Origin of the sequence: Rhodococcus aetherivorans (assembly GCF_025722975.1) — a bacterium.
Classification (GTDB): Bacteria; Actinomycetota; Actinomycetes; order Mycobacteriales; family Mycobacteriaceae; genus Rhodococcus; species Rhodococcus aetherivorans.
In genome coordinates this window covers 79,270-91,924 of sequence record NZ_CP106984.1, presented here as the reverse complement: position 1 = coordinate 91,924, position 12,655 = coordinate 79,270, and the positions used below count along the sequence as shown (strand labels likewise).

Below are 12,655 nucleotides of genomic sequence, written 5' to 3'. Positions count from 1 at the left end.
CTCCATAGGAAGTTCCGGCTGGGGCGAGGCCCGACATGCTCGCGTGAATTTCGCCGCCGAGTAAGCGGCGGCCGGTCGGATCGGGGGGGCGAACGCCGGCCCCATCTCGGATGGACACTATCCAGTCCTCGACATCTACGCAATAGCGCATTATCTTACGTAATTATGTATCGGTTGGAGGAGTTCTCCCTGTTGATAGGCTCACGAAATGGCTGACACTCCTGGGTCCCCCGGAGCCGTGCCGGTCGAGAAGGTTCCCGGCCGTCCCCGGCACCGCATGGTCGATCGGGTGGCGTCGATCCTCGAACTCGTAGCCCGGTCCGAAAACGGCCTCACCCTCACCGCTATCGCACGGGCACTCTCCGCGCCCGTCAGTTCGGTCCAGGGCTTGATCAACGGTCTCGTCGCCGTCGGCTACCTCGACGAGCGCGACCGGATCTACACCCTCGGCACCGCGCCCTATCTTCTCAACGTCATCGCAGGCCGACCTCCGGTCACCTCGATCAGCCATGATCAGCTCGAGCAGGTCCATGCCGAGACCGGGTTGACCATCACACTGTCCACATCTGTCGGCGACGACCTGTTCTACGTCGATCACGTCTCTTCCGACCCGCATTACGCATACCTGGCAGAAAACCGGGTGCGCCGATCTCTCCTGCGTACCTCTGCAGGATGGCTCTTGCTGGCCGATCGCGATCAACGTGACATCTGGGCGTACCTCAACTCTCGACCATCCTCCGATGCCGACTTCGTAGAGCGCTTCCTGCACTCACTCGATGAGCTCGAGAACACCGGCGTATGCGTGGCACCCGGTGTGGCCGTTGAACATGCAGACGGGGTATCGGTCGCCCTCCGAGAACGCGGCCGGACCATCGCCACCCTCGGCGTGGTCGGGATACGGGAGACCATCGTCGAACGGCAGGACGAACTCGTCGAGATCTGCCTGCGATACGCCACCAAGTGGGGCTTTCGCTAGCCTGCAACACGGACACTGATTCCTCGATGAGTCGCTCGACCCGGCTCGACGACCGTGTCGACCGACGCCACACCCCGCCTGACACAGAAACGGACCAGGGTTGATGCGGTCACTCGCGGTAAGCGACCGCATCCGTGAGCAACACGCGACGGCCAGGCCGCCGCCTCTCGAGCGAGCGTGACCCTCACATCGCGATCGGACCCGCCTGCTCGATCTCTCGACCTTCACCTAACAGATGATCGATTCCCGGTGCACCGCTCGACCACCGGATATATCGGAGGGTGCGCCTCCACGCGGCGCGACTTCCGGATCGAACGCCGCAGACCGTAACGGTCGGCAGGGTCCGGCAGACGCCCTCGATCACAGCGGAGGAACGTGCGCCCGAACATGTCTCGCACCCTGTAGCCACCATTCACATCGTTGATCTGCTTCTGATCTCCGGCCGGCCGCAGGGGAGCGTCGCGCAAGCACTCCACAACAGCGAGTTCGCTTCGCCCACGTCGTCGCCGTAGCACCCGTCCGCGACATCGGGCGGAACCGAGGGTCCCGCACTCGTCGATGTGCCGTCGACACCAAGCAACTCGGCCTGCACGCGCCCGAGTGTCAAACTCCCCCGCCGACAACAAACACCCCTTGTCCTGACATGGTCCCCCCTCGCCTTCAGAAGACGCGCAAACCTTGCCGCAGAGCGCCTATCTACTTATTTACGTATTTTTATTTCTAGTTGCGGATTTTTTGGTGGGTCGCTATTGTCGATTCATTCCATCTCCGTGACCCATGCCACACCCCATACGCAACGAGGTCGCAACTCCGACAGGCCGTTTGACTTTCGGAAAGCAAAGCCAGACACAACGCCCCGGAACTCTGCCCGCACGTCAGCCTCGGAAAGGTCTAGGCCCATGACATCAACCCATCTCCCTGAGCACGCCACGACGGAAACGCAGGATTACGACGTCATCGTGGTCGGCGGCGGTTTCGGCGGGATCTATCAGCTGCGCCACCTTCGGGACAAAGGGTTCTCCGTAATCCTGCTCGAAGCCAGTGGAGGCTTCGGTGGGGCCTGGAGCCTCAACCGCTACCCAGGCGCACGCGTCGACAGCCACGCACCCGTCTACCAGTTCACCGATGAATACCTTTGGAAGGACTGGAACTTCTCACAGATGTTCCCGGACCACGAAGAGATGCGCAGTTACTTCAACTACGTCGACTCCAAACTGGACCTGAGCAAGGACTCGCGCTTCAACACCAAGGTCGTCAGCGCGACGTTCGACGAGGACGAGCGGATGTGGACCCTCGTCTCACAGAACGACGAGAGCTTCCGCGCACGCTTCGTCGTGTTCGCAACGGGATCGACTACCGAACCCTACATCCCGAACATCCCTGAAATGGACGCCTATCGAGGTGAACTCGTCCACACCGCGCGGTGGCGAGACGACATCGACATGACCGGCAAACGAGTTGCCATCATCGGCACCGGCGCCAGCGCAGTCCAAGTAGTTCAGGAAGCCGGCCCTGTCGTCGAGAAACTCACCGTCTTCCAGCGCACGCCGAACCTCTCGTTGCCCATGCATCAGGAATACCTCACCGAGGAGAGGCAGGCGGTCCTGAAGGAGACCATGCCGGATGTGGCGGTCAAGTGTCGCGAAACGTTCGCTGCGATCGACTACGAGTTCGATCCCCGAAATGGCGTCGACACGTCCGAGGAAGAGCGTCTCGCACTGTTCGAACGTCTCTGGAATCAGGGCGGATTCGCATTCTGGCTCGGGAACTTCTCCGATTACCTCTTCAGCGAAGAAACCAACTCGATGGTCTACGAGTTCTGGAAGAGCAAGATCAAGCCGCAGATCCTCGACCCTGTCAAGGCCGACCTGCTGGTGCCTGACGTAGCGCCTCATCCGTTCGGAGCCAAGCGGCCGGCCCTGCACCAGAACTACTACGAGGTGATGAACCAGGAGAACGTCGAACTCGTCTCCATCCAGGAGTCACCGATCACCGGGTTCACGGCAACCGGAATTCGCACATCCGATGGTATCGAGCACGGAGAGTTCGACATCATCGTACTTGCAACCGGATTCAACAATAATACCGGTGCGCTCACTTCGATGGAGGTCCGCAACTCCGCTGGCGTTACCCTCGGCGAGAAGTGGCGCCAGGGCGTCGACGCATACCTCGGCGCATTCACCGCCGGCTTTCCCAACGCCATGTTCGTGTACGGTCCGCAGAGCCCCGCCGCCTTTGCGAACGGGTCCACGAACGCGGAGCTTCAAGGTGAGGTCATGGTCGAGTTCCTCGAATTTCTTCGTTCGGAGGGCCTTACCCGGTTCGAATCGACTCCCGAAGCCGACCAGACCTGGACCGATCACATCAACGGTACCGATGACATGGCGCTGTTCAAGCATGCAAAGTCCTGGTACAACGGCAGCAACATCCCCGGCAAGAAGCCCCAGATGCTTCAGTATCTGAACGGTCTGCCCATGTACCTGGATTTCTGGCACAAGGAAAAGGCGGCAGGATACACCGACGGACTGCGGGTATCGTGAGGTTTCGCTCAATCGGATTCAACCTCGGAAGAAGTGAATAATGCCTGTCATCAACAGCATTGAACGTGAACGTTTCTTCATCGACGGCCAATGGCGCAAAGCGAGCACCTCCGATCTGGCACCGGTGTTCGAGGCAGCAACCGAGCGCCCTCTGGGTGTTGCTGCGATGGGCGGGCCCGAGGAGATCGATGCGGCTGTGCACGCCGCACGGGCCGCACTCCAGAAAGGACCCTGGGGGCGCAGCACCCCCCACGAGCGAGCTACAGTGATGCGGCGCTTCGCCGACAGCCTCGAGCGTCGAGGAAGATCGACTGCAGAGCTCGTCAGCCGGCAGACCGGAATGATCTCCTCCTTGTCGGTGAGCACAAGCGCAACGGCTCCGGTAGCGATCCTGCGGTCCATGGCAGATCTCATCGAGACACGAACATTCGAGACCCGCCGACCCAGCAGCATGGGCTCCACCATCGTGCGAGAAGAACCCGTAGGAGTCGTGGGCGCAATTACTGCCTGGAACTATCCACAGCTCTTGGCCATGGCCAAGATCGGGCCCGCACTGGCAGCAGGATGCACTGTAGTTCTCAAGCCGGCACCGGAGACGTCGCTCGATGCCTATGTACTCGCAGAGGCAGCCGAGGAAGCCGGTCTACCACCTGGCGTCCTCAACATCGTTGCCGGCGGCGTTCATGCAGGCAAAGCCCTTGTAGCCCATCCCGATGTCGACAAGATCGCCTTCACCGGTTCCACTGCAGCAGGACAAGCGATCGGCGAGGTCGCCGGCCGCAGTTTCAAGAGAGTCTCCCTGGAGCTCGGAGGAAAATCCGCAGCCATTGTGCTCCCCGATGCCGACCTCGGCGTCTTTGCCAGAAGCCTCAAAGACGCCGTGCTCAAGAACGGGGGACAGACATGCACCACGAACTCCCGCATCTTGGTTCCCCACGGTAGGTCCAGCGAGATCATCGACGTCCTTGCGTCCTACGTAGACGGCTTGGTCATGGGAGACCCACTCGACGAGTCGGTAACCATGGGCCCCATGGTAAGCGAGCAGCATCGGGAGCGGGTGAGGAGTTACATCCGCCTCGGGCAGTCCGAGGGATTCCGAACGATCCGCGGCGGAACCGACTCCCCTGAGCAATGTCCCCGCGGCTGGTTCGTGTCTCCCACCATCTTCGAGGGTGTCGATAATCGCAGTCCGCTGGCACAGGACGAGATTTTCGGACCTGTCATCTCCGTCATCCCTTATGAGACCGAAGAGGACGCCATCAACATGGCGAACGACACACCATTCGGTTTGGGAGGAGTCGTCTTCACGGAAGACACCGAACACGGCTTGGACATCGCGTCACGTATTCGATCCGGAACCGTGGGAGTGAACTACTACTCCCTCGATACCGGCTCCCCGTTCGGCGGCGTGAAGAACAGCGGAGTCGGCCGCGAATTCGGGCCCGAGTCCCTGGACTTCTATCTCGAGTACAAGTCGATATACGTCTAGGCTTCGCAACGCCCGCAGACCGTCCATATCGCCCCCGACAGTGCGTCCAGCCTGAGACTTCATCCGATGGAAGGAACGAGTAGCTACACGGAGCATGCCCGTCGTCTTCAGCGTCGCTGACTATGGGCAACTACCCGCGGTCGATGCAGGTCAGCGATGGCTGAGAATACTCCGTTCATGCTTTGTCCCTCCCTCCGGAGGCCAGCGACTTCCAACCGCACAGAATGAGCAATCATGCCTGAATCCTCATCTGCCATCCTCCCGGCCGAGACTCGAGAATCCGCATCCGAGACTCTGCGTCCACGGACCGGCGCACTCACCGACATCCGGGTCGTCGATCTTTCGCGGGTGCTGGCCGGCCCGCTGTGCGCGCAAGTGCTCGCCGACCACGGTGCCGACGTGATCAAGGTGGAGCCACCTACTGGTGACGACACACGCAGCTGGGGCCCGCCTTTCGTCAAGGATGACCACAGCGCCTACTTCGATGGCTTGAACCGCAACAAGCGGAACATCAGTGTGGATTTGCGTACCGAGGCCGGCCAACAACTGCTGCGCACGATGCTTGCCGAAGCCGATGTCGTCATCGAAAACTTCAAGGCGGGCACCCTTGCGAAGTGGGGACTCGACGACGACGTGCTCGCCGCCGAATTCCCGCGACTCGTGCACTGTCGAATCACCGGGTACGGAGTCGACGGGCCGCTCGGTGGTGCTCCCGGCTACGACGCAATTCTCCAAGCCTTGTCGGGGCTGATGAGCATCAACGGTGAGCCCCACGGTGATGCCATGCGGATCGGGATCCCTCTGGTCGACATCATCACGGGTCTCAACGCTGTGAACGGCATCCTCATGGCACTTCACGTGCGGCAAAAGACCGGACGCGGGCAACTCGTGGATCTGGCACTACTCGACAACGCTGTGTCGATCCTGCACCCACACGCCGGCAAGTGGTTTGCCACCGGCGTCGCGCCGGAGCGGACGGGCGTGGCACACCCGACGATCTGTCCCTATGAAACGTTCACCTGCGCCGATGGCCCCTTCTTCATCGGTGCCGGCAACGACCGGCAATTCCGCGCTCTGGTCGTGGCGCTCGACGCTTCAGACCTGGCCAACGACCCGAGATTCGTCACCAACTCCGACCGGATGGCAAACGCAGCTCAACTGCGCGACATCCTCGGCGGCCTCGTCAAAACTTGGCAGCGCGAAGCTTTGGCGGCCCTGCTACGGCGAGCCGGCGTACCGTCGGGGTCGGTGAACAATGTCGGAGAGGCCCTTTCGCTACCGCAGGTCCGTCACCGCGAGATGGTGGTCGAGTGTGACGGCTACCGGGGTCTCGGCGTACCCGTCAAACTCGCTGGGTCCCCCGGTGCTGTGCGGTTCGGGCCGCGCGACCGTGGCGCCGATACCGATACTGTGCTAACAGAACTCGGACTTCTCGAAGACGATATCGAGCAGCTGCGCGCCGCCGGGGCACTGCCCGAGTAACAGCTCACCTGCACGGCGGATCTTGGCCATGCCTACCAGCAGAGCTGGTTCCACACACAGCTGCCGGCAAGGTCACCGACCGTATGCAAGCCACACCGTCGTCCGGCCGTTCAACGCCGATCGCGTTCTCTCCGTTCTATATTCGCCGTCGTTCACCAACAGGTGTTGCAAAATAGGACACTGGTGACCTCATCCCTGCTTCTAGCGTTCTAAAGTGCGCATTCTCCTGAATATCCGCACCGTTTCACATCCCTTATCCCACTCAAGGAGTGACCATGGCCCTGTTCGCTGTTATCTGGTCGTACACCACTGACGCATCCGTCAAAGAGGCTGCTCATGCCGACCACCTGGTCTTCGTCAAGGACGCGGCCGCCAAAGGCGTGCTGCAGGAAGCGGGCGCCTGGACCGACGGGGCCGGCGCGCTGCTCGTGTTCAAGGCGGACAGCGAAGCAGACCTGCAGGCCCTGCTCGCCAAGGACCCCTATGTCACGCAGGGTGTTGTCGTCGACCAGAGCATCTACCAGTGGAAGCCCGTCATCGGACCCCTCGTAGGGATCTGAGGACGACCCGGCTGCTCCACCTCGATGGAAAGAAGTTGCAGCATCTCTTCATTGAGTTGCAATCAGCACTCTTCCAGTAGCGTCGGCACAAACAACCCGCACAACTTGCATCTGTACGTTCGCATAGTGAGCGACGGATGCGAAGAGTTCGATCAGCGACATCGCGGAACCATCACATCACCGCCTCGACGGCGCAAGCCTCGACGCCGAACCGATGTGGCGATCGATGAGTACCGACATTTCGACAAACCGAGGCAATCGTTGACCTTCCCAAGCGGCCTTTTCTGATCAGCCGACTGGGTGGGATGACACCGTGCGTACGCGATACACGAGCTTCACGCCTTCCCTGATCAGTCAATCTCCTTCTCGACCGGTGATGAAAGTGAGCAACACATGTCCGTGAGCAAAGAATCGCTGTTCCTCAACGACCTGTACTCGTCCTGGCTTCGACGGTCCGAAGGTATGGATCTCGCAGGTCAGCGAGACATGTTCGAAGAATGGCATCTTCCCACCATCGAACCCACCGATGTCACGTATGAAGAAGTAACAGCCAACGGTGTGCCGGCAACATGGGCCAAGCCGCTGGGCGCCGCCGAAGACCGAGTGATTGTCTTCACGCACGGCGGCGGATTCGTGACAGGTTCACGCTTTTCCCATCGCAAGCTTGCAGCACACCTCGCCAAACTGGCAGGAGTTCACGCACTCGTGGTGGACTACCGGCTCGCGCCGGAGGCAAAGCATCCAGCACAGCTCGAAGACTGCATTGCCGTGCACAAGTGGCTCCGTACGCAGGGCTACAAGGCAGAACATACGGCGACGGTCGGCGACTCGGCAGGCGCACATCTCGCCATCTCGACAGTGTTCGAACTTGCGGGCATGGGACTTCCCATTCCGGCCGCCGTTGTCGCTCTTTCGCCGTGGCTCGATATGGAGATCAAGGGGTTGACGATTGAATCGAACGACGCAGTCGACGTCCTGGCCAAGAGGGCAGTCCTCGAGATGATGCGGGAGAATTTCCTGACCGATCTCTCGGAAGCGACGGACCCGCGGGCTAACCCCCTGCTCAGGGACTACACAGACTTCCCTCCCGTCTATGTATCGGTCGGCGGCTATGAGACTCTGCTCGACGACTCGCGCCGGGTCGTCGAGTTGATCGAAAAAGCAGGGAGCGAAGCCGTGCTCGACGTGGTCGACGAACAGCAGCATGTCTTCCACTTCAACGCGGGACGAGCACCCGAGGCGGATCAGGCACTGAACCGGATCGCCCAGTGGCTACGGCCGAAGTTGGGGCTCGCCTGAACACCGCATGTAGGGCGTGCAACTGAAAGCACAGCGCGTCGACGAAAGAGGACGTGTCTCGGCGGCGGTCTGCTTCGACCAGACCGCCGCCGAGTCCGTTCGCATGCCAGTCAGCAGTGCACTATCCGAACCATCGATTGCAGTGAAGATCGGGAAGACACATACATGGAAAATCCAGTTCTCGTAGAACGCGACGGATTCATCGAAACGTGGACGATCAATCGGCCGGCTGAACGCAACCCAGTCTCAGGGATGGATGTCGTCGACGCATTGGTCGCATGCGTGGATGCCGTCAACGCCGATTACGGGGTACGCGCTGTCATTGTCACTGGCGCGGGATCGACCTTCTCCGCCGGCGGCAACGTCAAGGACATGGCGAATCGCCAGGGACTGTTCGGCGGGAAACCTCACGAACAACGCGATGGCTATCGCGCCGGGATACAACGGATCCCACGAGCGATGTACAACTGCGACGTACCTTTGATTGCAGCGGTGAACGGTCCTGCAATCGGTGCCGGGTGCGATCTTGCCCTCATGTGCGACCTCCGAATTGCCAGCGAAAAAGCGTTCTTTGCTGAGAGCTTCGTCAAGCTGGGCATCATCCCGGGTGACGGGGGTGCGTGGCTGTTGCCGAAGGCGGTCGGTATGGCGCGGGCGGCCGAGATGATTCTCACGGGCGACCGTGTCGACGCAACACAGGCTCTCGAGTGGGGATTGGTCTCGAACGTCGTTCCTCCCGATCAGCTGCTCGACGAAGCTCGCGCACTCGCCAACAGAGTGGCCGCCAATCCTCCGCACTCGGTACGGATGGCCAAGAAACTCCTGCGCGAAGGGCAGCACCAGAGCCTCGACAGTCTCCTCGAACTGTCCGCTGCTCTGCAGGCGCTGGTTCAGCAGACCACCGATCACACGAGAGCAGTCGACGCCCTCATGGAGAAGCGAACTGCCGCATTCACCGGCGAGTGACGATGCCTCACGTAGCAAGCTCCTCGATCAGCGGTGCGGACACGTGGACGGTCGGCAAGGCAACCGCATCAACAGGAACGATGTCGTGAAGTTCGACGAGTCCTCTTCGATCGAGCACTGGTCTACTGACTGTTACCTCAGTGCCAGGGGCAGGACGAGGAACATGTTGTTCACCCGCCCGAGTTCGGACGTCTCGACCTCCCTGAGTTGCCCGAAGAGGAACCGGACGACCGTGTGCGTGTCTCGTGCACATCCAGCGCTCGAGAATTGTGTGACGGCGGGCCCGCCACTTCGAGGAGCCAGCGGCTGGACCAGGCATGTGCTCCGTGAGGACCTGAGTGCAACACGCCGGCGGGCACGCGCTGAGCGAGCAACGGGTGGCTGCACTCGCAGCACATGACTGCGGCACAGCCACCGGTTACTCGTACTCAGCGAGCGAACTGTTTGCCGAGGAATTCGACAACCGCGCTGTGCAATTCAGCGCTGCGCGGAACTGCACCGGTCATCCAGTACACGCCATGGACAAGACCGCTATACAGTTCGACCTGGACCGGGACACCCTGTTCCGTCAGCATCCGCCCGTAGTTCAGGCATTCGTCGCGGGTGACCTCGTACTCGTTGACCAACATCAGCGTGGGAGGAAGCCCCGCCAAACTCTTCGCCTTGGCCGGCGAGGCGTACGGGTTCTCGGCGTCTTCCAGTGTGGCCAGGTACTGCTCCCAGAACCAGCCGATTGCTGCCGCGGTGATCAGGTATCCCTCGGCATTCTCCTCCCATGACGGGAAGCGTGCCGTGCCGTCGATAACCGGATAGACCAACACCTGAGCACATAGGGCCGGTGAGCCGGTATCACGTGCCCGAAGTGCGGTGACGGCGGCGAGATTGCCACCGGCACTGTCGCCCATGATGGCGACACGCGTCGCATCACCACCGAAGTCGGCGACGTTGTCGACTACCCAGTTCAAAGCAGCGAACGCGTCTTCGGGTGCGGCAGGGAACTTGTGTTCGGGAGCGAGCCGGTAACTCACGGCGGCCACGATGACTCGGGCGTCCGCGGCCAGCGCGCGACAAGGCTGCTCGGTAACGTCGAGGCTGCCCGCAACCCACCCGCCGCCGTGGATGTACACCACAACCGGCAGGGGCGCATCGGACTCCGGAATGTACAGACGCACGGCCTGGTCGCCATCCGGTCCGGGGTAGACCGTGTCGACGACACGAGCAAGATCCGCCTTCGGCGCCTGCAGTCCGCTGAAGGATTCGATGACCTCACGGACTTCAGCGACACTCATCTGCTCGAACGACTTCAGTCCCTGCTCGTTCAACGTGTCTATCAACTGCTCGACTACAGGATCGAGTGCCATGGTGATCTCCTTGATGTGATAGGCGGACTGGTCAATCGCCGAGTCGGTGGAGTCACACTACGAGGAGGCCCGAGCGGACGAGTGTCCGAAAACAACACACCTGTCTGTCTGTCCCGGTTCTCGGAGATGTGTGTTGCACAATCGGACACACCGAAGGTCCATCACTGTTCTACCGTCACCCACGTGACCCACAGACGGCCAGAATCTCCCCATCACCGTTCGATGATGGGCCCGGCACCGCGAGGGACCCACCAGAGAACGGGTTCACCCTCGAGGTGCTCTCGAGAAGTGGGTTCCCCTGTACGCTCACGCACTGTGGGGAGAGCTGTTCGGTCGCCGCACGTCAGGGTGAGGACACATCAACGGCTCTGAAAAACGCGCCGCCCACTTCGGGTGTCGAGCTCGAATTATGCTTCCAGAGAGGGATTATCATGTTGCATCACGTCGTAACATTCATATGGAAGAAGGACATCACCGACGAGCAGGTCGAATCGTTCCACAAGGCTCTTGACGCGATATCGGCGAGCATTCCCCAGGTCGTCGAGTTTCGTTACGGAAGGGACCTCGCCCTCAAGCCCGGGATCGGCGACTATGCGATATCTGCGATTTTCGAAGACGTCCCCGCCTTCCGCGCATATCTGGCCCATCCCGATCATGTGCGCCTCGTTGAAGAATTCATTTCGGTGATGTCCGAATCGTACTCGTCGATCCAGTTCGAGTTTGCCTGACGGCAGTGCCGGCCGCACGCTCACGAACGAAGTGCCGGTCGACATGGTCGCTCGTTACGGAAGGTTGTGATCAGTGGTGAACGCTGACGGTGTCGGGGGTGCCCTTCCTGGCGATGTCTTGAGTCGCCCTGTGGCGCTACGTGACGATGCGACCGCGCAGGCGAGGGCATGGCCGGATGCGCGGCTGCTTCGCGTGAACGGTGCCGGTCAGGTTCGCATCATCGATGGACAACTGCTCCTAGAGTCGGCTGCCGACTATTGTTCCCAACCTCCGACACACGCGGTCTTGTTGGGAGTTGTTGGTACAGTGCATCAGTGGGCTGTACGGGACGAGTTTCTCACGGAGGCCCCCATGGAGAGCGCGGGCATCGAGTTCGGTGACCTGCGGTCACACGGAGCACTTCTCGATGCTGTTGATGCCGAACGGTATCTCACCGCGCAGGCCCTGCTGATGTGGCAGGACGAGTCCCACTTCTGCGCCAAGGACGGGGCACCGATGACGATCACCTCGGGTGGTTGGACGCGCGTGTGCACTGCGTGCGGTCGGGAGGAGTACCCGCGGACCGATCCTGCGATCATTTGCCTGGTACATGACGGGGCGGACCGCGTGCTGTTGGCGCGACACGCGGCGTGGCCGGCGCGGAACTTCTCGACGCTGGCGGGATTCGTCGAGGCCGGTGAGTCGCTCGAAAGCTGTGTGGCGCGGGAGATTGCGGAAGAGGTCGGTCTCGTTGTCTCCGACGTGGCCTACGTCGGAAGTCAACCATGGCCGTTTCCGCGTTCCCTCATGCTCGGCTTCCATGCCGTCGCCAATCCTCGAGAACCGCTCATCTTCAGTGATGGTGAGATCTGCGAGGCTGTGTGGTGTTCCCGCGCGGAGGTGAAGGAGGCCCTCGCCGCCGGCGACTGGGCTAGTTCGGTCGATGCGCCCGTGTTGCTGCCGGGGAAGGTCTCGATCGCACGGCGCATGCTCGAGGCATGGGTGCGAACTGCTGGCTGAACGTCCGGATTGATCGCCGCCGACCTGTCATCGGCCAGCGCTGCTTCGGAGGGATCGGCCTTTGTTGGGGTTTCGGCCCCGGCTCGGTGGGATCCCATGGGGCTGCCATCGTGATGTAAGGGTCGCTTGTGGACGACGATCCGGAGTCGCATGGTGAGGGCACGCGCTGCGGCAGTCCTGATCTGCATCGTGCGCGCTTTTCCTCGGGTGTGTCGGTGCTGAGTCCTGTCAGCCGCCGCTGACAGGACTCCCAT

10 protein-coding genes are annotated in these 12,655 nt (G+C 61.2%); 9 read left to right on the top strand and 1 reads right to left on the bottom strand.

The annotated features are described in order from the left end of the window. The first annotated feature begins 277 nt into the window (after nt 1-277). From OCS65_RS28905 to OCS65_RS28875, 7 genes are all read left to right on the top strand, one after another. On the top strand, nt 278-976 hold the full coding sequence (locus tag OCS65_RS28905; protein WP_153008491.1) for an IclR family transcriptional regulator: 699 nt from the start codon (nt 278-280) through the stop codon (nt 974-976). Nucleotides 977-1,875: 899 nt separating this feature from the next. Beyond that, nucleotides 1,876-3,516, top strand: a complete 1,641-nt coding sequence (locus OCS65_RS28900; protein WP_060655096.1) for a flavin-containing monooxygenase — start codon at nt 1,876-1,878, stop codon at nt 3,514-3,516. Nucleotides 3,517-3,556: 40 nt separating this feature from the next. Continuing rightward, entirely contained in the window at nt 3,557-5,005 is a 1,449-nt protein-coding gene (locus OCS65_RS28895) for an aldehyde dehydrogenase (protein ID WP_039584512.1), read from the top strand. A 234-nt stretch (nt 5,006-5,239) separates the two neighbouring features. Further along, nucleotides 5,240-6,487 carry a CaiB/BaiF CoA transferase family protein gene (locus OCS65_RS28890; protein ID WP_263510517.1) on the top strand — a complete coding sequence of 416 codons (1,248 nt, stop codon included), beginning with the start codon at nt 5,240-5,242 and terminating at the stop codon, nt 6,485-6,487. Nucleotides 6,488-6,762: 275 nt separating this feature from the next. Beyond that, on the top strand, nt 6,763-7,047 hold the full coding sequence (locus OCS65_RS28885; RefSeq protein WP_263510516.1) for a YciI family protein: 285 nt from the start codon (nt 6,763-6,765) through the stop codon (nt 7,045-7,047). A 393-nt stretch (nt 7,048-7,440) separates the two neighbouring features. Further along, complete coding sequence (locus OCS65_RS28880; protein WP_060655088.1) at nt 7,441-8,346, top strand: alpha/beta hydrolase; 906 nt, start codon at nt 7,441-7,443, stop codon at nt 8,344-8,346. 165 nt (nt 8,347-8,511) lie between these two features. Beyond that, a complete protein-coding gene (locus tag OCS65_RS28875; protein ID WP_060655086.1) occupies nt 8,512-9,312 on the top strand; it encodes a crotonase/enoyl-CoA hydratase family protein in 801 nt (266 codons plus the stop codon). A 428-nt stretch (nt 9,313-9,740) separates the two neighbouring features. Here the strand turns inward: OCS65_RS28875 and OCS65_RS28870 are convergent, their stop codons facing one another. Further along, the gene (locus OCS65_RS28870; RefSeq protein WP_060655084.1) at nt 9,741-10,673 is read right to left on the bottom strand and encodes an alpha/beta hydrolase; all 933 of its coding nucleotides are present in this window, start codon (nt 10,671-10,673) and stop codon (nt 9,741-9,743) included. Nucleotides 10,674-11,104: 431 nt separating this feature from the next. Here OCS65_RS28870 and OCS65_RS28865 point away from each other — a divergent pair, with 431 nt between their 5' ends. Both OCS65_RS28865 and nudC read left to right on the top strand, forming a co-directional pair. Next, entirely contained in the window at nt 11,105-11,401 is a 297-nt protein-coding gene (locus OCS65_RS28865) for a Dabb family protein (protein ID WP_060655082.1), read from the top strand. A 73-nt stretch (nt 11,402-11,474) separates the two neighbouring features. Beyond that, entirely contained in the window at nt 11,475-12,401 is a 927-nt protein-coding gene (nudC, locus tag OCS65_RS28860) for an NAD(+) diphosphatase (RefSeq protein WP_317551156.1), read from the top strand. Nucleotides 12,402-12,655: the final 254 nt, after the last annotated feature.